The following is a 21122-nucleotide window of genomic DNA, read 5'->3' on the forward strand; positions in this document are numbered from 1 at the left end:
GAAGCCCGTCGCGGCCCCTCGGACGGGTGCGGGCGTCGGCACGTCGAGCGGGACCGTAACAACGGCGACGGCTGGCGTTCAAGTGCCGTCCGCCCGTCGTCTGCCCGGGCTCCCTCGGAACGTCCGCACGACTCCGCCGTCCGGCAGCCGTCTGCTCGGCGCCGGGCCCTGCCGTCGGGACCGCGGTACCGGCGGGTCGTTCCCTCCGGTCCTGCAGGAGACGGTACCTTCCCGGCATCACCCGGACGGGCCCGTCCACCGCGCTGTGGACGACGGAGCCCCGATCCGGAGCCCCGGTGGGGGCCGCCAGGGGTGCCGCTCGCGCGCGCTTTGACCAGGTGTCACCGGGACCGTACTCTGCTGTGGATTGTGTTCCGCATCGCCACTGGCTGGTTCGTACGATCTTCGTCCGATCCCGCTGGTCGTCCGGCGGGACCCACCCCGCACCAGTCCCGCTGAACTTGGAGTACCGACGTGAGCAAGCGCACCTTCCAGCCGAACAACCGTCGTCGCGCCAAGGTGCACGGCTTCCGTCTGCGCATGCGCACCCGCGCCGGCCGCGCGATCCTCTCCGCGCGCCGCGCCAAGGGCCGCGCGCAGATCTCCGCCTGACCTTCCTCGCGCCCGCGTGCTGTCCGCGGAGCACCGCCTTCGCCACCGGGACGACTTCACGGTCGCCCTGAGGACGGGCAGTCGCGCGGGCACCCGTCGTCTGGTCCTGCACTGGGCGGCCACCGATCGAGCCCACCCCACGCGGGTGGGCTTCGTCGTGTCCAAGGCCGTGGGCGGGTCGGTCGTCCGGCACCGCACGCAACGCCGGCTGCGGCACCTGGCGGTCGCCCGGCTCGCGGTGCTGCCGGCCGAGGGGGGGCTGCTGGTCGTCCGGGCCCTGCCCGCTGCCGGCGACGCCACCTCCGCCGAACTGGCGGGCGACCTGGACCGCGGGCTGCGCCGCCTGGGACTGGTCGACCGTGGATGAGCGCAGAGTGCCGCCGCAGGAACCGGCCGCCGCGTCACGTGGCCGCCGCTGGTGGCACCCCCAGCGCTGGCCTGCCCTGCTGCTGCTGGGACTGGTGCGGGTCTACCAGCTGGTGGTCTCACCGCTGCTGGGGCCGACCTGCCGCTTCTACCCCTCGTGTTCCGCCTACGCCGTCGAGGCGTTGCGGACCCGGGGTGCCGTCGTCGGGACGTGGCTGACCGTACGGCGCTTGCTCCGCTGCCACCCGTGGAACCCTGGGGGCGTGGACCCCGTTCCGCCGAAGGGCCACTCGCGGGTGAAGGCCCCGTGAGCCCGACCCCTGTGAGAGGACCAGCAGGACGATGATCGAGTTCTTCTACGACCTGATCTACCCCATCCAATGGGTGGTTGCGTGGATCATGGTGCGCTTCCACGACCTGTTCACCGCCGTCGGCTTCGACCCGGCCGGCGGTGCCGCGTGGTCGCTGTCGATCGTCGGCCTCGTGGTCGTCATCCGCATCCTGCTGATCCCGCTCTTCGTCAAGCAGATCAAGGCGATGCGCGGCATGCAGGTCATCCAGCCCGAGATGCGGAAGATCCAGCAGAAGTACAAGGGCAAGAACGACCCGGCGTCGCGGCAGGCCATGCAGCAGGAGATGATGGCGCTCTACCGCGAGTCGGGGACGAACCCGATGGCGAGCTGCCTGCCGATCCTGCTGCAGTCGCCGATCTTCCTGGCGCTGTTCCACACCCTCAACGGCATCGGCCAGGGTAAGTCCGTCGGACCGTTGAACGCCGAACTGGTCGAGCAGGCGGACGCAGCGACGATCTTCGGTGCTCAGCTGTCCGACGTCTTCATGCGCTCGTGGGGCTCGGGCGACTGGAACGCCATCATCCTGACCGCCGTGATGATCGTCCTCATGTCTGCGTCGCAGTTCGTGACCCAGAAGCAGCTGATGGCGAAGAACACGTCCTCGGCGACGATGGACTCGAACCCGTTCGCGCAGCAGCAGAAGCTGATGCTCTACATCCTGCCGATCATCTTCGCCGTCTCCGGCGTCAACTTCCCGATCGGTGTGCTCCTGTACTGGCTCACGACGAACGTGTGGTCCATGGGCCAGCAGTTCTTCGTCATCCGTCGCATGCCGAACCCCGGCTCCCTCGCGGAGAAGGAGCTGCAGGAGCGCAAGGCTCGCCGGGCTGCGCGCCGCGGCATCGTCCTGACGAAGGACGCCGACACCGAGGCCACGTCGCCCGAGCACACGACGCCCGCTCCTGCCCGTCGTCAGCGGCAGCAGCCCAAGCGCGGCGGTAGCCGTGAACAGCGGCGCCCGGGAGGCTCCCCCCGGTCGAGCCAGGGCCCGAACCGCTGACCTTCGGGTCAGCCCTGAACCAGCTCCACAGCCACACCAGCCAGGAGGACGTGTGAACGGCACGACGGACGCGGTCGAGTCGACCCCGGTGGAAGACACCGCGCCCACCGACGCGACGCGGACGGAAGAGCCCCGTCGCAAGGGATCGTCGAAGTCCCGGCTCGAGGAGGAGGGCGACATCGCCGCCGACTACCTCGAGGAACTGCTGGACATCGCCGACCTCGACGGTGACATCGACATCGACATCGAGAACGGTCGAGCCTCGGTCGCCATCGTGGCCGATGAGGCAGGTACGCCGGCGCTCGAGCGCCTCGTGGGCGCCGACGGCGAGGTCCTCGAAGCCCTGCAGGAGCTGACCCGGCTCGCCGTCCAGGCGCAGACCGGCGACCGCACGCGGCTCATGCTCGACGTGGCCGGACACCGGTCCACCAAGCGCAGCTCGCTGGTGCGTCTCGCCAACGAGGTCGTCGCCCGGGTGAAGTCGAGCGGTTCGGCCGAGCGACTCGACCCGATGCCGGCCTTCGAGCGCAAGGTCGTCCACGACGCCGTCGCAGCGGCCGGGCTCGTCAGCGAGTCCGAGGGCGAGGAGCCCCGTCGTCGCGTCGTGGTGTTGCCCACCGCGGTGGAGGCGGGAGACGGTCCACAGGCGACCGACGACTGACCGAGTCGGCCGCCCCCGGCCGATAGGGTGTCGGGGTGTCGGATGATGTGCCTGAGGGCGGTGGTGTTCCACGTGAAACACCACCGCCCTTCGTCGTTCCTGGGGACTCTGCGCAGGCCCCTGTCGAGGCGTCCCGGGTGTTCGGGGACCGAGCTGACCGCGCACAGGCCTACCGCGACCTGCTCGCGACGGCCGGCGTCGAGCGGGGCCTGATCGGCCCGCGAGAGGTGCCGCGGTTGTGGGACCGCCACCTGCTGAACTGCGCCTACCTCGGTGAGGTGATCGACGCAGAGGCGAGCGTCATCGACATCGGTTCCGGGGCAGGGTTGCCCGGGATCCCCCTGGCCTTGGCGCGACCCGACGTCCAGGTGCGGCTGGTCGAGCCGCTGGAACGTCGCTACACCTTCTTGCGCGAGGCCATCACCGAGCTCGGCTTGCGCGACCAGGTAGCCGTCGCCCGGGGACGAGCCGAAGACGTCCGGGGTGAGTTCTCCGCCTCTGTGGTGACCGCCCGCGCCGTGGCGCCGTTGTCGACGCTGTACGGCTGGGCCTTGCCCCTGGTGCAGACCGGTGGGCACCTCCTGGCCATCAAGGGCCGGAGCGCCTCCGACGAGATCGCTGCCGCAGCGGAGACACTTCTGCGGATGGGAATCGCCGACACCCCGGAGATCGTGCAGGTGGGCCCCGACGAGGAGTCTGGGACCACGGTGGTGCGGGTGCCTCGCGGGCACGGGCCGCTACGGGCCGCCGCGGCCGCCCCCCTCACTCCGAAGAAGCGCGCGCCGCGGGGTCGGCGCCGGTGAGCCACGAAGGGATCGCAGCGTGACGCAGCTCGGCTGGTTCGGGAGCCAGCAGTCCGCCACCGCCGACCAGGGGCAGCTCGGGTGGTTCCCGGTGCATCCGGTGGATGTTCCACGTGAAACATCCGAGCCGGTCACCGCCGAACCAGCCGCTCAGGAGCCTGCTGTCTCAACGGTCACGACCTCTGAGGTGGCCACCGAGTCCCCCGGGGCAACTGCTCTGGCCGCATCGACCGTCCCGGACGTTTCACGTGAAACTGACCAGGCAACGGTCCTCCTTTTCGCCGGAGAGGCCGGCGAGGGCGACGACGTTCCACGTGAAACCCTCGCACCCGTCGTGGAGCTGCGCGACGTTCCACGTGAAACCGACGCCGCACTCGAGCTTGGGACCCTCCCCGAGCTGGAGCCGGAACTGGTGGACGAGGCGCCGGCGGTGTCGCCTGTTCCACGTGAAACCCCGGTGGTCGAGCGGTTCCCGCTGCCCACGGAGACGCGCATCATGACGATCGCCAACCAGAAGGGCGGCGTGGGCAAGACCACGACCGCGGTGAACATGGCGTCGGCGTTGTCGGCAGCGGGCCTCAAGGTGCTCGTGCTCGACCTCGACCCGCAGGGCAACGCGTCCACCGCCCTCGGGATCGAGCACCACTCGGGGGTGCCCGGGACGTACGAGGTCCTCGTCGAGGGCAAGCCCCTGGCCGACGTGGTGCAGCAGTGCGCGGAGGCCCCCGACCTGTGGTGCGCGCCGGCAACGGTCGACCTGGCCGGCGCTGAGATCGAACTGGTGTCGATGGTGGCCCGGGAGTCTCGGCTGCAGCGAGCGGTCACCAAGTACCTCAAGGGCCTGGAGAAGGCCGGAGAGCGCCGCGTCGACTACGTCCTCATCGACTGCCCGCCGAGCCTCGGGCTGCTGACGATCAACGCGTTCGTGGCTGCTCCCGAGGTGCTCATCCCGATCCAGTGCGAGTACTACGCACTCGAGGGGCTGAGCCAATTGCTGGCCAACATCGAGCTCATCCAGGAGCACCTCAATCCCGACCTCGCGGTCACGACCATCCTGCTCACCATGTACGACGGCCGGACCCGGCTCGCCGCGCAGGTCGTGGAAGAGGTCCGTCACCACTTCGGTGACCAGGTGCTGCGGTCGCTGGTGCCGCGGTCGGTCCGCATCTCCGAGGCGCCGAGCCACGGGCAGACGGTGATGGCGTACGACCCGCTGTCCTCCGGGGCGTTGGCCTACCTCGAGGCAGCGCGCGAACTCGCCCAGCGTGGCGTGCACGAGGAACCGGCAGCTGCAGGGGATGCTGACGGCGGCTCACCGCCCCACGTGGCGGACCCCTGGGCGCGGTGGACAGACGGATTCGCGACGCGACGTGTCGCGTCGAAGGAGGGTGGAGCGTGAGCGACAAGCGGCGTGGACTGGGGCGTGGACTCGGTGCGCTCATCCCCAGCGGGGGAGCCGGTGCCGGGACCGCCACGGCGAACCGGAGCGGTTCGGCGACCACCGTCCCGCCGGCGATGCGTCCCGCCGCGCGCCCGGTGGACCTCTTCTTCGACCAGCGGACGGCCCCGGACCCCGAGCCTGAGCAGGTGGAGGAGCGCCTCGGCGACCTGGCGGTCGTGACGACGGAGGAGGAGGAATCCTCGTCGGCGCCGACCGAGCCGGCCGTCGAGCAGCTGTCGACGGACACCGTCGAGGTGGAGGCGGCTCCTGACGAGCCGGCACTGACCGACGGCCTGGTCGACGTCCCCGGAGCGCGCTTCGCGGAGATCGCAGTCACGGCCATCACGCCGAACCCGCGTCAGCCGCGCACCGTCTTCGACGAGGACGACCTCGCCGAGCTGGTCCACTCGATCCGGGAGATCGGTGTTCTGCAGCCGATCGTCGTGCGCTCCGTCGCGCCGGCCGAGGACGGCTCGCTGCGGTTCGAGCTCGTCATGGGCGAACGTCGCTGGCGCGCGGCCACCGAGGCCGGGCTCGAGGCGATCCCCGCCATCGTCCGCGACACCGCCGACGACGACCTGCTCCGGGACGCGCTGCTGGAGAACCTCCACCGCAGTCAGCTGAACCCGCTCGAGGAGGCCGCCGCCTACCAGCAGCTGCTCGACGACTTCGGGTGCACCCACGAGGAACTGGCCTCTCGGATCGGCCGGTCGCGGCCGCAGATCAGCAACACACTGCGGCTCATGAAGTTGCCCCCGCTGGTGCAGCGTCGAGTCGCCGCGGGCGTCATCAGCGCCGGGCACGCCCGCGCGTTGCTGTCGCTGGAGGACGGTGCCGCCATGGAGCGCCTGGCGCAGCGGGTCGTCGCCGAGGGGCTGTCGGTGCGCGCGGTCGAGGAGATCATCGCCGTCGGCGACGCCGACACCGCACCGCGCCGCCGCAATCCGACCCAGCCGCAGCCGGAGCTCGAGACCCGGGCGACGTTGCTGGCCGACCGGCTCGACACCCGGGTGAAGATCAGCATGGGTCGCACCCGGGGTCGGCTGACGGTCGACTTCGCCGGCATGGACGATCTCGACCGGATCCTGCGTCTGCTCGAACCTCGGGACTAGAGCGCGCTCTCGACGATCGCGCGGTGGACGGCGTCGAGTTCGAGCCCGGCCGCAGCCGCCGCCTGCGGCAGCAGCGACGTCTCGGTCATCCTGGGGGGCCGCGTTGGCCCCAGGAAGACCGGGTCACCGCCGTCGGTCACCATGAGGTCGACGGGGGACATGCGGCGCAGACCAAGCGCCTCGTGCGCCGCGCGGCCGAGGCGGAGAACTCGGTCGCCCCGGTCGTGCAACAGGCCGTGTAGTCGTAAGAACCGCCGTCGGCGACCACTTCGACGGCCGGCATCACGCGGACTGTGCCGTCGACCTCCACGACCGAGACGGCCACCTCGGTGCCGGGGACGAATTCCTGGATCAGCGCGGTGTCGCCGTCGGCGAAGGCGTCGACCACGGCGCGAGCCAGGTGCCGGGAGTCCCCGACGACCGCGACGCCGAGCGCGGAGCCTGCGCGGCTCGGCTTCACGACCAGCGGGAAGCCCGCCCAGCCCACCGCGGCGGCCAGCACCGGCTGTGCCCAGGTCCCGGAACGTCGTCTGCGGCAGCGCCGGCGAGGCGGGCACGCTGACCCCCGCGGCAGCCACCAGCGCCTGCGCGACGGGTTCGTCCCGCGCCAGGCGGCACGCGGCGGGACGGGCCCCGACGTCGGGCAGGCCGAGGACCTCCAGCACGCCACGCAGGGCACCGTCCTCCCCGATGGCCCCGTGCAGGACCGGCCAGACGACGTCCGGACGCTCCTGCTCCAGCCGAGGCAGCAGCGGCGCATCCGCGTCGAGGACGACGACGTCGCACCCGGCGGCTCGCAGCGCGTCGGCCACCCGGCGCCCCGAGCGCCCGGCGCGCGGCGGGGAGCCGGACGCCGGCGCACCGAACAGCCGCAAGGACTGCCCGCCGGCGCCGTCGGCGTAGAACCCGCCTCCGGGCACCTCCTCGCCCTGACCGGAGCCGTGCTGCCACGCGACGGCGCCCTTGTCGGCGACGAGCCGGGCGGAGATGTCGGCGACGGCCTCCAGCGGCAGGGCGGGCAGGTAGGGCAGGCCACCGGCCAGGGAGAGGACCTCGGGACGATTGGCCACGGCGAACAGGGCGCGGACCTCCGGGGCCGTCATCGACGAGGTCCGCGCGGCCGAGGAGGACATCCAGCGGTCCAGGCGGTTCCCGCCGGAGGCAGCGGCGGCACCGGCTCCGGCCGCGGCGGACGCGACGTGCGCGTCACCGTGACGGGAGAACGGCGGGTGCTGGCTCGTGGCGGCCTCCTGCGGCGCTGTGAGATCGTCACTCTGAGACGGAGCGAGTGGGACGAGCGGTTCGTCGCACACGACGAGACTGCCACCTAGGATGCGGGTGGTCGCCTCGATGCACGGGCAGCATCGAACGAGCAGGTCCGAACGCGAACGCGAGATGGGGGGCGCCCCGGTGGGTCGTCGGATGGCGCCGTTGACGCTCGACACGGTCGCCGACCTGCCCAAGCAGTCCCGCCAGTGCGTCTTCTGGGAGCTGGACGCCGCCGCCGCCGCACGCGTCGCCGAGGCGGGGTACCCGGACTTCGAGAAGGAAGCCTGGATCTCCACGGTGCTGCTGCAGTGGGGTCCGTGCGGCCGGCTCGTCTACGTCGACGACCAGCCCGTCGGCTTCGTGATGTACGCGCCCCCGCTGTACGTGCCGCAGCAGAGCACCTTCCCGACCTCGCCCGTCAGCGGCGACGCGGTGCTGCTCACCACCGGCTGGATCGAACCGGCGTTCCGGGGCGAGGGCCTGGCGCGGATGCTGCTGCAGGGGGCCGCGAAGGACCTCACGCAGCGCGGGGTCAAGGCCGTGGAGGCCTTCGGCGGCGGCCCGGCCGCCGCCGGAGGGGACGGCAACACCGACTCCGCCCACGACAGCAGCGACCCCTGCGTCCTGCCCGCGCACCTGCTGGAGTCGGTGGGGTTCACGATCGTCCGCCCGCACCACCGCTTCCCGCGGCTGCGGCTGGAGCTGAAGAACGCGCTGAGCTGGCGCGAGGACGTCGAAGCCGCCCTCGAACGGCTGCTCGGCAGCGTGCGTGTCCCCACCCTCACCGGGGTCGCCCCGGCATGACGAGGGGCCGGTACCCCGCGGGTACCGGCCCCTCCTCACGCCGGCATCAGCCGACGAAGTCCTCGAGCTCCTTCAGCAGCGCCGGCTTGGGCCGCGCGCCGATGATCGTCTTGACGACCTCACCACCGGAGTAGACGTTCAGCGTCGGGATCGAGGTCACGCCGTACTTGGCCGCGATGCGCGGGTTCTCGTCGGTGTTGACCTTGACGACGGTGATCTTGTCGCCGTGCTCGGCCGCGATCTCCTCGAGGATCGGGGCGACCTGGCGGCACGGTCCGCACCACGGCGCCCAGAAGTCGACCAGCACCGGCCCCTCGGCCTGCAGGACGTCGACGTCGAAGCTGTCGTCGGTGACGGGGGTGGTGGCACTCATCGTTGTCTCCTCGTTCTTCAGCGGATCTGCGGACGGGCGACCGTCTCGGCGGCGGCGACCGAGGGGTCGGTCTCCTCGCGCGGCGGGTTGGCGTCCTGGGCGACGTCACCCAGCGCGGCGAGGTACTTCTCGGCGTCGAGCGCGGCGGAGCAGCCCATCCCGGCGGCGGTGATGGCCTGCATGTACTCGTGGTCGACGACGTCGCCGGCGGCGAAGACACCGGGGATGTTGGTCCGGGTGCTGCGCCCCTCGACGAGGACGAAACCGTTCTCGTCCAGGTCGATCTGACCCTTCACGAGGTCGGTGCGCGGTTCGTGGCCGATCGCGATGAACAGGGCGGTCGCCGCGATCTCCCGCATCTCACCGGTCACGGTGTCCCGCAACGTGAGTCCCTCGACCTTGTTCTCGCCGGTGATGCCGACGACCTCGGAGTTCCAGGCGAAGGAGATCTTCGGGTTCTCCTCGGCGCGCTTGGCCATGATGCGCGAGGCGCGCAGCTCGTCGCGGCGGTGCACGATCGTCACCGAGCGGGCGAACCGGGTGAGGAACGTCGCCTCCTCGACCGCGGAGTCACCGCCGCCGACGACGACGATGTCCTGCTCGCGGAAGAAGAACCCGTCGCAGGTCGCGCACCAGCTGACGCCACGACCCGACAGCCGCTTCTCGTCCGGCAGACCCAGCTCCCGGTACGCCGACCCCAGCGCGAGGATCACCGCGTGGGCGCGGTACGTCTGCCCGCCGCCGGTGGTGACCTCCTTGACGTCGCCCTCGAGGCGGACGTCGACGACGTCGTCGGTGACGAGTTCGGCACCGAACCGCTCGGCCTGCGAGCGCATGTTGTCCATGAGGTCCGGGCCCATGATCCCCTCGGGGAACCCGGGGAAGTTCTCGACCTCGGTGGTGTTCATCAGCGCACCGCCGGCGGTGACGGACCCCTCGAAGACCAGCGGCTGCAGTTCGGCGCGCGCCGCGTACAGGGCCGCGGTGTACCCGGCAGGACCCGAGCCCACCACGATGACGTTGCGGATCTCGTTGGCGTCGCTCACCTGTGCGGACCTGCTCCTTCGATCGGCGCCCGCCCCGGAACCGGGGCTCGTCGGCGTTGCTGACTGTCCGAACCGATCGTAGGGGCCTGCTGTTCCCGGCGCCGACCCCTCAGGAGGCGCCCGGCTCCGTCTCCGGCAACGGCACCGCGACGCGGCTGTAGGCCTCGTCGCCGGGGGTGCAGTCGAGGTCGACGACGACGACCTCGGCGCCCTCGTCGACCCGGTGCACCACCAGGGCGGCGGGTTCCTGGCGCCAGCTGGCGATGGTGACCGACAGCACCGAGTCCGGGTCGACGCCCAACTGCTTGGTGCACGCCAGGACCCGCTCGGCCGCGGGCCGCTGGGAGGGGTCGCTGGTGGCCGACTCCTCCGAGGAGGGCGCGTTCAGCAGCTTCCGTTCGCGGTCCCCGGACAGCCCGGACGTCGCGTCGGGCGCGGCGGCACCGGAGTCCTCCTCCAGCGTGTCCTCGGCCAGGTCCTGCACGGCGGCGGCGTCGGCGTAGTCCTTGCCGGACAGCAGCAGCTTCGCCGACGGCGGCACCTGCTCGGTGCTCGGAGCGGCCACCGGCGTGGACGCGGTGTGGTCCAGCGCCGCGAACACGGCTCCACCGCCCAGCACGGCCACCCCGGCCGCGGCGGCGACCAGCCGCGGCAGCCGGCGGCGACGGCGCGCGGCCAGCGAGGTCACCGGCGTCTGCTCCCGGGCCTGCTCGAGGGCCTGCTCCAGCCGGGCGACGACGTCCGCGGGCATCGGACCGACGTCGGCGCTGCCCCGCAGCAGGGCGCGCACGCGACGTTCCTGCGCGCTCAGCTCCTCGTCCTCGAAGTCACCCACCGTGACCGTGCCTCCTCACCGATGAACCGGAACTACGACGCGTCGACGTGCTCACCGGTTCCCCGTCTCACCGAGCAGTTCGGCCAGCGCCGCCCGACCCCGCGAGCAGCGTGACTTCACCGTGCCCACCGCGACTCCCAGGACCTGCGCCGCCTCGGCGACCGGGACGTCGTACATGTCGACCAGCACCAGCGCGGCCCGCTGGGCCTCGGGCAGCCGGGCCAGCGCGGCCGTGACGTCCAGCTGCGCCTCGACGTGCGGGGTGGCGTCCTCGACGACGACGGGCGCGGCACCGGTCCGCAGACCGTCCTCGCCCGTGCCGACCTCCTCCTCCAGCGGCCGGGTGGGGCGCACGGCCCGGCGCCGGGCCCGGTCCAGGCACGCGTTGACGACGATCCGGTGCAGCCAGGTGGTGACGGCCGACTCGCCACGGAACCGGTCCGCGGCCCGCAACGCCGACACCAGCGCGTCCTGCACGGCGTCGGCGGCCTCCTCGCGGTCGCCCGTCGTGCGCAGCGCCACCGCCCACAGCCGGTCGCGGTGCCGGCGCACGACCTCCCCGAAGGCCTCGGGATCGCCCGCGACGTGGGCGGCCACCAGTTCGGCGTCGGTGCGCGGGTCGACGGGGGTGCCGGGGCCCGCCCCGCTCACGGGACCGGGACCCCGGTCACGGCGATCTCGGCGACCGAGGCCCGGAAGACGCCCTCGGTCCTCGGCAGCTCGGTGAACCACACCACGAGGTAGCGGGCCCGCACGGGCTGGGCCGGCACGAGCGCCTGCTGACCGCCCGCGGCCGCCGTGGCGACGGGTGCCGACCCGTCGAGGGAGGGACCGGGCGCGGTCAGCAGGGACACCGCTCCGCCCTCGCCGCCGTCCGCCAGGTCGACGCGGGTCACGTCCACCTCGACGCCGAGGTCGAGGAGCAGGCCGATGCCGTCCTTCAGCCCGCCGAACGCGGCCGAGTTGTACCGCTGGCTCTCCCACACCGTCGCCGGGTCGCCGTCGAGCGCGCGCGGGGCCGTCTCGGAGGACTCCCCGTCGCCCTGCGGGTCCAGCGCCGAGATCGCAGCCACCGGCACGAGGACCGGGGTGGCGCTCGCGCTCTGCGTCGGGGTCGCCGTCGCCGTCGCCGTCGCCGTCGGGGACGGGGCGGCGGCGGTGGACGTCACGGTCGCGCTGGGGGTGGGCTCGGCCGTGCTGCGGGAGCCGCCGATCTGGCTGAGCTGCCACAGCGCCAGCACCAGGCCGACGACCACGACGGCCCCGACGAGCGTCAGGACGAACCGGGAGTCGTCACGGGCGGGCCGCGCGGTGGAGTGCGGCCGGGTGAAGGGGACCGGCGGCTCCTCCTCGGGTACGACCTCCTCGCGGTTCTTCAGCCGCCCCCGCACCTCCGCGGCCGCGGCCTCGCCGCGCATCCGGCGCAGGACGTCGTCCCAGGGCGCCATCGACCACGGCGCCAGCTGCAGGGCCAGTTCGGCCGGGTCGCGCGGACCGTCCTCGTGCGGACCGAACGTCACGGCGCACAAGGTGTCCAGGTCGTTGGGCACGTCGGGACGGATGTCCTTGGGCGGCAGCGGCCGCCCGTCCGCCGTGGGGGCCTCGGGCAGGGACCCGTGGGCGGTGAGCCCGTCCAGCTCGGGCCAGCGGGCCACGAGCCCGGCGTAGACCAGGGCGACCAGGCCCACGGCGTCGGCGCGGTTGGCCAGGGCGGCCGCGCGGGCCGCGGACACCGCCGGCGGGTCGGGGTCGAGGGCTGCCTCCACCCCCACGCCGCGGACGCGGACGATGCCGTCGGGTCCGAGGAAGACGTCGTCGGGGGTCAGCCGGGTGTGGTGCAGGCCGCGGCGGGCGGCGGAATCCAGGGCCGTGGCGACCTCGCCGACCAGCGCCCGCACGGCGGCCGGGCCGAGCGGACCGGTGCGCAGCAGGTCGGTCATCGAGCGTCCGACCACGGCCTCCTCCACGACGTAGACCGTCGCGGTGTCCGGGTCGGTCCCGGCGTCCAGGATGCGCGGGATGCGGGGGTCGCTGAGCATGGCCGCGCGCCGGGCGGAGTCGAGGAACTCCTCGGCCCGGGCGTCGCCGGCGTCCAGCGTCCGCACGCGCACCGGCCGGTCCAGCGTGAGGTCCCGTCCCAGGTAGTCCCGCGTCCCGAGCTCGGCGGCCACCGACAGCTCGCGGTCGAGGACGTAGCGGTCGGCCACGAGCTCCTCGCCCGTGCTGCGGCCTGCCCCGTCCAGAGCTACCCCCCAGTGCTCGTAGTCGATCCCGGCCCGTGGCCCGGTGGTCACCAGGAAGAGCCCACCACCCAGGGCCGCCGACCAGCGCGACGTTCCTGTCACGTACCCGCCCAACTCTAGGGGGGCGCACGCCCGACCCCGGTCCGGGCGCGCGGGCCGTCGGTCGCGGACCCACGATGGAACGATGACGCATTCGGTGCACACCTCCGGGCGCTGGTCGCGCGGTCTGCTGGGCGGCCTGGCCGCCGGGGCCGTGGGGACGGCCGTCCTCAACGCCGTGACGTACGCCGACATGGCCTGGCGCGGCCGGGACGCCAGCACGGTGCCCGAGGACACCGTCGAGGCGCTCGCGCAGCGCGTCGGGCTGTCCGTCGGCGGCTCGGGGACCGAGCGCGGCAACCGCCGCACCGCCCTGGGCGCGCTGTCCGGCACGGTCGCCGGGCTCGGCGTCGGTGCCCTCGTCGGGACGGCCCGCGCGGCGGGGCTCCGGCTGCCGGCGGGCGTCGGGGGCGCCGTGACCGGCGTCGCCGCGATGGCGGCCACCGACCTGCCCGCCCACGCCCTCGGCGTCACCGACCTGCGGACGTGGACGGCGCAGGACTGGGTGTCCGACGTCGTGCCGCACCTGGCGTTCGGGGTGGCGGCGCACTCGACGCTGCGGATGGTCGACCCGCCCGAGCCCGGGGGATCGACGGCCGTCGTCGACCGACCGGCGAAGGCCTCGGGCGGACTGGTGGCGCGCTCGGCGCTGCTCGGGGTCGCCGCGGGCGGCCGCAGCACGCTGGGGCTGGCCGGTCCGGCGCTGACCGGCGGCAACGCCGCCGCGAAGCTGGGGGCGGTGAGCGCGCTCGGGGCCGAGGTCGTGCTGGACAAGAACCCCAGCACCCCGAGCCGGCTGTCCGCGGCCGGGCTGCCGGCACGGCTGCTGGCCGGCGCCTCCGGGGCGGTGGTGCTGGCCCGGCGCGAGCACCAGCAGGTCGTCCTGCCGGTCCTGGCCGGGGTGGCCGGGGCGCTCGTGGGCTCGGCGGCCGGGGTCACCTGGCGGGCCTTCGCCGCCGAGCTGGCCCCCGACTGGCAGGGCGCCGTCGTCGAGGACGTCGCGAGCCTGACGCTGGCGGTCCTCGCCTCCCGCTGACCGTCCCTACGCCGCGCCGGGCCGGACGGCGCCGTACAGGCCGGGCATGGCCACGCCCGCCTCGCGCACGACGTCACCCGTGTGCGGGGCGTGCAGCACCTTGCCCTCACCGAGGTACAGCGCGACGTGGTGGATGGTCGACGGAGAGCTGCCGGAGGCGTAGAAGACCAGGTCACCGGGCTGCAGCTGGTCCAGCGGCACCCCGGGCAGGCCCGCGTACTGCTGCCGCGAGGTGCGGGGGATCGAGACGCCCGCCTGCCGGTAGGCCCACTGCGTCAGCCCGGAGCAGTCGAAGGTCGTCGGGCCCGTCGCGCCCCACACGTAGGACATGCCCTCACGGGTCCGGGCCGCGGCGATCGCGGCCTCGGCGGTGCTGGACGCCGTCGCCACCGCGTCCGCGACCCCGGTGGCTGCGGCCTGCTGGGCAGCGGCGGCCAGAGCGGCCTGGCGGGCCTGCTCCTCCTCGGCCGCCACGGCCTGCGCGACGGCGGCGTCGGCGCTCTCGAGCAGCCGCTGCTGCGCGGCCAGGGCCGCGGTGACCTGCTCCTGCGCGCTCTCCGCGGCGGCCTGGGCGGCGCTCCTGCCGGCCCGCACCTGCTGCAACCGGACCTCGGCGGCGCGCGCGTCGGCCTGGGCGGAGGCGGCCTGCGACACCGCGGCCGCGTCGTCGCGGAGGACGGAGGCGGCGATCCGCGCGCTGCTGGCGGCGTCCTCGACCTCGCCGAGGTCACCGGTGGCCAGGACCCCCAGCCCGGTGGGCAGGTCCGGCCCGGACATGTACAGCGAGCGGACGCGGCGGGTGGCCTCGGTGGTCGCGGTGCTGCTCGTGCCGGTGGCGGCGTCGAGGACGGACCGGGCGCGCACCTCCTCCGAGACGGCCTGCGCGGTCTCCTCGACGGCGGTGTCGTAGGCCTCGGTGGCGATGGAGGCCTGCAGGCGCAGGTCCTCGACCTGTGCGCGCAACGTGTCGGCCCGGGCCTGCAGGGCCCGGCTGCCGGGGACGGCGTGCGCGGCGGTGACGGGGGCGGCGAGCGTGAGCGCGAGGACCCCCGCCGACACGACCCGCTGGACCCTGTTCACGCGTTCGACGTCGTCACCGCGTGTGAAGACCTTGACCGGACCGGGGGCGTGATGACCCGGACGGCGCAGGCATCGGGGACCATCGAGGCGTGGCGACGCAGGACGAGCAGATCGAGGACTCCAAGTCATCCCTGGCGCGCTCCAGCGCGCTGATGGCGAGCGGGACGCTGGTCTCGCGGGTGCTGGGGTTCGCCCGCAGCGTCGTGCAGGGCGCCGCGATCGGCGGCACCGTCGAGGTCGGCGCGCAGGTCTTCGACGTGGCCAACAAGGCGCCGAACGTCTTCTACATGCTGCTGGCCGGCGGGGTCCTCAACGCCGTGCTGGTCCCGCAGATCGTGCGGGCCCTGAAGCAACCGGACGGCGGCAAGGAGTACGTCGACCGGCTCATCACCCTGGCGCTGATCATCATGGCCGGCGCCACCGTGGTCCTGACCCTCGCGGCCCCGGTCGTGGTCCGGATCTACGCCTCGACCTTCCCCCCGGACTGGCTGGCGCTGACCACGGCGCTGGCCTTCTGGTGCCTGCCGCAGGTGTTCTTCTACGGGCTGTACACGGTCCTGGGCCAGGTGCTCAACGCCAGGGGCAGCTTCGGGCCGTTCATGTGGGCGCCGGTGCTCAACAACGTCGTCGCCATCGCCGGCCTGGCCGTCTTCATGGTCGCCGTGCCCGGGGCGGCGACCATGAGCGCCGACGAGTGGCAGCCGTGGATGGTCGCGCTGCTCGCCGGTACCGCGACGCTGGGCATCGTCGCGCAGGCGCTCGTGCTGTTCTGGCCGCTGCGCCGGGCCGGGTTCCGCTACCGGCCCCGGCTGGGGTTCCGCGGCATCGGGCTGCGCAGCGCGGGCCGCGTCGCGGGGTGGACGTTCGCGGCCGTCGTCGTCGGTCAGCTCGTCTTCGCCTTCACGACCAACACCGCCACCCGGGCCGGGTCCGCCCTCGCCGACCAGGACGTCCACGGCGCCACCGGCGCCTCGTACACCTACGCCTACCTGCTGTTCATGCTGCCGCACTCGCTGGTGGCGGTCTCGCTCGTGACGGCCCTGTTCACCCGGCTCAGCTCGGCCGCGGCCAGCGGTGACACCGCGGCGGTGCGCCGCGACTTCTCCACCGGCGCCCGGACCGTCACCGTCGCCGGGGCGCTGGCGACCGCCGCGTTCGTCGCCCTCGGCCCGTGGATCGGCGCGGCGATGGTCCCCGGGGGCCGGCCCATCGGCCAGGTCCTCGTCGCGATGACCGTCGGCCTCGTCCCCTTCAGCGTGAACTACCTGGTCAGCCGCGTCTTCTACGCCTACGAGGACGCGCGCACGCCGTTCTGGGTCTCCCTCGTCAACGCCGTGATCACCGCCACCGGCAACCTCGTCTGCTGGTTCCTCGTCCCCGCGCAGTGGACCGTCGTGGGCATCGGCGTGACCATGAGCGTGGCCAACGTCGTCGCCTGCACGGTGGGCCTGGTGCTGCTGCGCCGTCACCTGAACGCCCTCGACGGGCGCGGCCTGGGCGGCTACCTCGTCCTGCGCACGGCCGTGCGGGTCGGGATCGTCGCCGTGGTCGCCGGTGGGCTGGCCTTCGCCGGGGCCCGGTTCGTCGGGCCGGTGGACCCCCAGGCGCTCAACCTCGCCGTGGTCCTGGTCGGCGGCGTGCTGGTGCTGGCCGTCTTCGTCGGGCTGTGCCGGCTCATGCGGGTGCGCGAGCTGGACGACCTGGTCGGGCCGCTACTGCGCCGGCTGCCCGGGCTCGGACGGCGCTGACCGCGGCTCGTCCCGCGGCGCGTCCTCCGGTGCGTCCGCGATCGGCGCGTGCTCGGCCTCGTCCACCCGCCGCCTGCCGCGCTTGAAGGCCCGGACCAGACCGACGACCAGCAACGCGGCCGCGCCGCCGCCGACGACGCCGCTGATCCAGTTCTCCACGTCGGCACGCACGTTGAGGTCCACCTCGACGGCCTCGCCGATGGGGCTGCCGGCCGGGGTGCGCAGCTGCGCCTCGACGACGACCGACCCGTTGGCCAGGGCCCGCACCGGGACCGCGACCCGCTGCTGGCTGCGGGCCGGCACCGTCTGCCGCGGCACCGCGTCCAGCTGCACGCGCGGCGAGCGGGGTCTGAGGACGAGGTCCACCTGCACGGGCACGTCGAGCTCGTTGACGACCGTGATGGGCAGTTCGCTGCGCTCGGCGGCCAGGTTGCGGACGCTGCCGCCGGCGATGGCCACACCCCCGGTCAGGGTCTGCACGGCCGCCTGCAGCGCGTCGCGGGCCGCGGGCAGCTCCGCGACGTGCCCGCGCCAGGACGCCCCCAGCAGCAGGAGGGCGGCTCGTTGCCGGGACAGCGGTCCCGCTGCGGGCTGGTCGCTCACCAGGGCGGTGGCGAAGTCGTCGACGTCGCCCAGCACGTCGTGCACGGCGGTGACGTGCGAGCCCGGCAGCGTGGCCCGGGCCGAGGCCGTGGGGATCTGGGGATCCGACCGGTCGACCGCGGGAGCCGGGGTCGACCTCAGCGTCGACAACGACTGCCAGGCCGCCCAGCCCGACGCCTCGAGGTCGGTGATCAGCCCCGCGAGCACGTCGGCGGCGGGGGCGAAGCTGCGCGGGGCGACGAGCAGCTGCCCGCGGGCGTCGCTGGGACGCTGCAGCGTCGTCGTCGCGGCCTCGGCGACCAGCCGTTGCCGGACCAGCACGACCTCCTCCGGGTCGGCGAGGTCGGCCAGCACCGAGGACATCGTCCGGTCGGCGACCAGCGCCTCCACGGAGGTGTCGAGCAGGTCGATCCCCGCGCGGGCCACCGGCGTGTAGGTCAGGTCGGCGTCGGGGGCCAGGCAGGCGTCGTCGAGCACGACCGTGGTGGCGCCGTTCTGCACGCAGAAGGCCAGCAGGTCGTCGTCGGCGGCCTGGTCGGCCGGCCAGGCCACGTCCCGGCGGAGGGCCGCGCCGGCCTCGGCGAGCTGGTCGAACGCCCCGTCGGCCGCGGCGGTGGCCCGGACCAGCAGGTCGGTGCCCACGCCGGTGCGGTCCAGCGCGGCCAGGTCCGGGTCGCCGAACGGCAGCCCCAGGACGTCCCGGCCCGCCGCGGCCACCCGCAGGTCGTCGAGCCAGCCGACCAGCGCACGGCTCTGCTCGTCGGTGGGCTGCGGCGTGCTCGAGGCCGTCGGGTCCGGCGACAGCGCCGGCGCCGGGGCCTGCGTGGCGGCGCGCACCTGCTCCCCGGTGGTGATCAGGGCGGGGTCCAGCGCCCAGGCCACCCGCGGGTCGGCCCCGCCGGCCAGCAGCGGGCCGAGCCGGTCGGCGACGGCGCTCGCCAGCCCGCCGGCCGTGCCGTCCCGCCCGGCCACCAGCGGCAGCAGCAGGGTCAGCGGGGTCGGGGCGACCGCGGTGGGCGCGGAGACCAGGAAGGTGCGGGCGATGCCGACGCGGCCGTCGTCGTCGGAGACCTCCACGGCCGCGAGGTGGGCACCGATCCCACTGCCCAGCGAGCTCGCCGGCAGCGTCAGCTCGACCTCGGCGCGGCTGCCGGGAGCCAGCTCGCCGGTGCCGACGACGACGTCGTCGGAGCTGGCCGAGGACCGGGTGATGGACGTGCGCTCGGTGGCCCGGGCCCACTCGTCCAGCGCCGAGCGCGTCGCCGAGGCCGACCGCTGCGCGACCAGCCGGGCGCTCACCCCGGTGAGGGTCTCGTCGCCGCGGTGCTCGACGCGGGCGCGCACGACGATCGTCGAGCGGGCCGGGTCGTCGGCCGCGTAGGCCGTCGGGGTGACCTCCAGCAGCACGACCCGCAACGGCAGCGACGTCCCGGTCGGCGTCGGGCTGGGGGAGGGCGTCGTCCGGGCGGCCGCCGCGCCGGCGCCGGCGAGCACGGTTCCCGACGCGGCCAGACCCGCCAGGAGCCCCCGTCGCGTGAGGCCCTGGGGTGTCACGCCAGTTCGCCCAGCCGCAACGTCGCGGCCACCGCGGCCCGGCGCTCGGTGGGGATGGCCAGCCGTTCGGCGCGCGCGCCCAACGGCACCCACTCGACGTCGATCGCCTCGGCGTCGGGATCGTTCTCCACGGTCAGCGTGCCGCCGACCGCCTTGAGCAGGAACAGGTGCACGACCTTGTGGATGCGCCGGCCGTCGGCGGAGAACCAGTAGTCGATGCTGCCGAGGTCCTCCACCACCTCGCCGCGGATCCCGGTCTCCTCCTCGATCTCGCGCACGGCGGCCTCCTCGAGGGTCTCCTCGCCCTCCACGTGGCCCTTGGGCAGGCACCACTCGGCCCGGCCGGCGCGGTTGAGGCGGCAGATGACCGCCACCCGGGGCATCCCGGTCGAGAGGTCGACGACGAGCCCACCGGAGGAGGTCTCCTGCACGGTGGGCAGCCGGCGGCGCGGCTCCCGGGCAGGCTTGACCATCGGCTCACTGTAGCCAGCACCGGTGCCCTTCCCCTGCACGTGACGGCCTCGTGACGTGGCAGGCTTGGACCCCGTGCCGCACGACCCGAGTCCCCTCGCCACGCCCCAGCAGCCCGAGACCGCCCTCGAGCGCGCCAAGGACGAGGCCCGGGACCGCGCGATCGCGGCCCTGCAGCCCGTCATGCCGCTGCTGGTGGACCTCGGCCGGGTCTTCCAGGAGGCCGGTTTCGAGCTGTCCCTCGTGGGGGGTCCCGTCCGTGACGCGTTCCTGGGCCGGCGCTCGAACGACCTGGACTTCACGACCGACGCCCGCCCCGACGACACCGTGGAGCTGCTGAAGGCGTGGGGCGACGCGTACTGGGAGATCGGCCGTGACTTCGGGACGATCGGCGCGCGCAAGAAGAACCTGGTCGTCGAGGTCACCACGTACCGCTCCGAGAGCTACGACGCCGACTCCCGCAAACCCGAGGTCTCCTACGGCGACGACCTCGTGGGCGACCTGTCCCGGCGCGACTTCACCGTCAACGCCATGGCGATGCGGCTGCCCTCGCTCGACTTCGCCGACCCGCACGACGGGCTGACCGACCTCGCCGCCGGAGTCCTGCGCACCCCGGGCACCGCCGAGCAGTCGTTCTCCGACGACCCGCTGCGGATGATGCGCGCGGCCCGCTTCGCCGCCCAGCTGCAGCTGCGGGTCGCCCCGGAGATCACCACGGCCATGACGGCGATGGCCGACCGGATCGCGATCGTCTCGGCCGAACGCGTGCGCACCGAGCTGGAGAAGCTCGTCGTGGCGGCCGACCCGGTGGCCGGGCTGCGGATCCTCGTCGACACCGGGCTGGCCCGGCACGTCCTGCCCGAGCTGCCGGCGCTGCAGCTGGAGATCGACGAGCACCACCGGCACAAGGACGTCTACGAGCACTCGCTGACGGTCCTGGAGCAGGCCATCGACCTGGAGGAGGAGGGCCCGGACCTGCTGCTGCGGCTGGCGGCGCTGCTGCACGACATCGGCAAGCCCCGCACCCGCCGGTTCGAGGACGGCGGCGGCGTGAGCTTCCACCACCACGAGGTCGTCGGCGCGAAGATGGTGACCAAGCGGTTGCGGGCGCTGCGCTTCGACAACGACACGATCAAGGCCGTGGCCCGGCTCACCGAGCTGCACCTGCGCTTCCACGGCTACGGCGACGGGGAGTGGACCGACTCGGCCGTGCGCCGCTACGTCACCGACGCCGGCCCGCTGCTGCCGCGGCTGCACAAGCTGACCCGCAGCGACTGCACGACCCGCAACGCGCGCAAGGCCAAGCGGCTCTCGGACGCCTACGACGACCTCGAGGCGCGCATCGCGCGGCTGCGCGAGCAGGAGGAGCTCGACGCCGTCCGCCCCGACCTGGACGGCAACCAGATCATGTCGCTGCTGGGGATCGGGCCCTCGCGCGTGGTGGGCCGGGCCTACCAGTTCCTGCTGGGGCTGCGGCTGGACCGTGGGCCGCTGGGGGCCGCGGAGGCCGAGCGGGAGCTGCGGGCGTGGTGGGCACAGCAGCCGGAGTCGCAGCCGGAGTCGCAGCCGGAGTCGCCGCAGGGCTGACCGCCGGGAGCGGGTGCGGGTGGACA

General features: G+C 73.8%; 21 protein-coding genes. 12 read left to right on the plus strand and 9 right to left on the minus strand.

The annotated features are described in order from the left end of the window. Window positions 1-474: 474 nt before the first annotated feature. The 8 genes from rpmH (at window position 475) to ACRYR2_RS06220 (ending at window position 6348) form a co-directional block, all read left to right on the plus strand. Entirely contained in the window at window positions 475-612 is a 138-nt protein-coding gene (gene rpmH, locus ACRYR2_RS06185; RefSeq protein WP_432561956.1) for a 50S ribosomal protein L34, read from the plus strand. Between the two features lie 16 nt (window positions 613-628). After that, on the plus strand, window positions 629-979 hold the full coding sequence (rnpA, locus tag ACRYR2_RS06190; protein WP_432561957.1) for a ribonuclease P protein component: 351 nt from the start codon (window positions 629-631) through the stop codon (window positions 977-979). A 79-nt stretch (window positions 980-1058) separates the two neighbouring features. Continuing rightward, window positions 1059-1289 carry a membrane protein insertion efficiency factor YidD gene (yidD, locus tag ACRYR2_RS06195; protein WP_432562012.1) on the plus strand — a complete coding sequence of 77 codons (231 nt, stop codon included), beginning with the start codon at window positions 1059-1061 and terminating at the stop codon, window positions 1287-1289. Between the two features lie 31 nt (window positions 1290-1320). Next, a complete protein-coding gene (gene yidC / locus ACRYR2_RS06200; RefSeq protein ID WP_432561958.1) occupies window positions 1321-2331 on the plus strand; it encodes a membrane protein insertase YidC in 1011 nt (336 codons plus the stop codon). A 52-nt stretch (window positions 2332-2383) separates the two neighbouring features. Beyond that, complete coding sequence (locus ACRYR2_RS06205) at window positions 2384-2992, plus strand: Jag family protein (RefSeq protein ID WP_432561959.1); 609 nt, start codon at window positions 2384-2386, stop codon at window positions 2990-2992. A 47-nt stretch (window positions 2993-3039) separates the two neighbouring features. Continuing rightward, on the plus strand, window positions 3040-3795 hold the full coding sequence (gene rsmG / locus ACRYR2_RS06210) for a 16S rRNA (guanine(527)-N(7))-methyltransferase RsmG (protein WP_432562013.1): 756 nt from the start codon (window positions 3040-3042) through the stop codon (window positions 3793-3795). A gap of 19 nt (window positions 3796-3814) precedes the next feature. Then, the gene (locus tag ACRYR2_RS06215; protein ID WP_432561960.1) at window positions 3815-5194 is read left to right on the plus strand and encodes a ParA family protein; all 1380 of its coding nucleotides are present in this window, start codon (window positions 3815-3817) and stop codon (window positions 5192-5194) included. Then, complete coding sequence (locus ACRYR2_RS06220; protein WP_432561961.1) at window positions 5191-6348, plus strand: ParB/RepB/Spo0J family partition protein; 1158 nt, start codon at window positions 5191-5193, stop codon at window positions 6346-6348. Before ACRYR2_RS06215 ends, ACRYR2_RS06220 begins: the two co-directional genes overlap by 4 nt. A gap of 136 nt (window positions 6349-6484) precedes the next feature. Here the strand turns inward: ACRYR2_RS06220 and ACRYR2_RS06225 are convergent, their stop codons facing one another. Next, the gene (locus ACRYR2_RS06225) at window positions 6485-7018 is read right to left on the minus strand and encodes a D-alanine--D-alanine ligase family protein (protein WP_432562014.1); all 534 of its coding nucleotides are present in this window, start codon (window positions 7016-7018) and stop codon (window positions 6485-6487) included. A 740-nt stretch (window positions 7019-7758) separates the two neighbouring features. Between ACRYR2_RS06225 and ACRYR2_RS06230 the strand changes: the two genes are divergently transcribed. Then, window positions 7759-8421, plus strand: a complete 663-nt coding sequence (locus ACRYR2_RS06230; protein WP_432561962.1) for a GNAT family N-acetyltransferase — start codon at window positions 7759-7761, stop codon at window positions 8419-8421. A 46-nt stretch (window positions 8422-8467) separates the two neighbouring features. Here the strand turns inward: ACRYR2_RS06230 and trxA are convergent, their stop codons facing one another. From trxA to ACRYR2_RS06255, 5 genes are all read right to left on the minus strand, one after another. Next, a complete protein-coding gene (gene trxA, locus ACRYR2_RS06235) occupies window positions 8468-8794 on the minus strand; it encodes a thioredoxin (protein WP_432561963.1) in 327 nt (108 codons plus the stop codon). 17 nt (window positions 8795-8811) lie between these two features. Beyond that, entirely contained in the window at window positions 8812-9840 is a 1029-nt protein-coding gene (gene trxB / locus ACRYR2_RS06240; RefSeq protein ID WP_432561964.1) for a thioredoxin-disulfide reductase, read from the minus strand. A gap of 109 nt (window positions 9841-9949) precedes the next feature. Further along, the gene (locus tag ACRYR2_RS06245; protein ID WP_432561965.1) at window positions 9950-10675 is read right to left on the minus strand and encodes a hypothetical protein; all 726 of its coding nucleotides are present in this window, start codon (window positions 10673-10675) and stop codon (window positions 9950-9952) included. A gap of 51 nt (window positions 10676-10726) precedes the next feature. After that, a complete protein-coding gene (sigM, locus tag ACRYR2_RS06250; RefSeq protein ID WP_432561966.1) occupies window positions 10727-11326 on the minus strand; it encodes an RNA polymerase sigma factor SigM in 600 nt (199 codons plus the stop codon). Beyond that, window positions 11323-13020 carry a protein kinase family protein gene (locus ACRYR2_RS06255; RefSeq protein WP_432561967.1) on the minus strand — a complete coding sequence of 566 codons (1698 nt, stop codon included), beginning with the start codon at window positions 13018-13020 and terminating at the stop codon, window positions 11323-11325. The genes sigM and ACRYR2_RS06255 overlap by 4 nt, the downstream gene beginning before the upstream one ends. A gap of 82 nt (window positions 13021-13102) precedes the next feature. Between ACRYR2_RS06255 and ACRYR2_RS06260 the strand changes: the two genes are divergently transcribed. Then, a complete protein-coding gene (locus tag ACRYR2_RS06260; protein ID WP_432561968.1) occupies window positions 13103-14053 on the plus strand; it encodes a hypothetical protein in 951 nt (316 codons plus the stop codon). A 6-nt stretch (window positions 14054-14059) separates the two neighbouring features. On the opposite strand, the gene ACRYR2_RS06265 is transcribed toward ACRYR2_RS06260, so the two are convergent. Further along, entirely contained in the window at window positions 14060-15133 is a 1074-nt protein-coding gene (locus ACRYR2_RS06265) for a C40 family peptidase (RefSeq protein ID WP_432561969.1), read from the minus strand. 89 nt (window positions 15134-15222) lie between these two features. Here ACRYR2_RS06265 and murJ point away from each other — a divergent pair, with 89 nt between their 5' ends. After that, window positions 15223-16881: a murein biosynthesis integral membrane protein MurJ gene (gene murJ / locus ACRYR2_RS06270; protein ID WP_432561970.1), complete on the plus strand. Its 1659-nt coding sequence runs from the start codon at window positions 15223-15225 to the stop codon at window positions 16879-16881. Here murJ and ACRYR2_RS06275 read toward each other — a convergent pair. Both ACRYR2_RS06275 and ACRYR2_RS06280 read right to left on the minus strand, forming a co-directional pair. After that, window positions 16846-19038 (minus strand): DUF6049 family protein, encoded by a 2193-nt coding sequence (locus tag ACRYR2_RS06275; protein ID WP_432561971.1) that lies wholly within the window; start codon window positions 19036-19038, stop codon window positions 16846-16848. The two genes, murJ and ACRYR2_RS06275, sit on opposite strands and share 36 nt — an antisense overlap. After that, window positions 19035-19511, minus strand: a complete 477-nt coding sequence (locus ACRYR2_RS06280) for an NUDIX hydrolase (protein ID WP_432561972.1) — start codon at window positions 19509-19511, stop codon at window positions 19035-19037. Before ACRYR2_RS06280 ends, ACRYR2_RS06275 begins: the two co-directional genes overlap by 4 nt. A 73-nt stretch (window positions 19512-19584) precedes the next feature. Between ACRYR2_RS06280 and ACRYR2_RS06285 the strand changes: the two genes are divergently transcribed. Continuing rightward, the gene (locus ACRYR2_RS06285; RefSeq protein ID WP_432561973.1) at window positions 19585-21096 is read left to right on the plus strand and encodes a CCA tRNA nucleotidyltransferase; all 1512 of its coding nucleotides are present in this window, start codon (window positions 19585-19587) and stop codon (window positions 21094-21096) included. The last annotated feature ends 26 nt before the right edge of the window (window positions 21097-21122 follow it).

The sequence above is a fragment of the Kineococcus deserti genome (assembly GCF_050871945.1).
Classification (GTDB): Bacteria; Actinomycetota; Actinomycetes; order Actinomycetales; family Kineococcaceae; genus Kineococcus.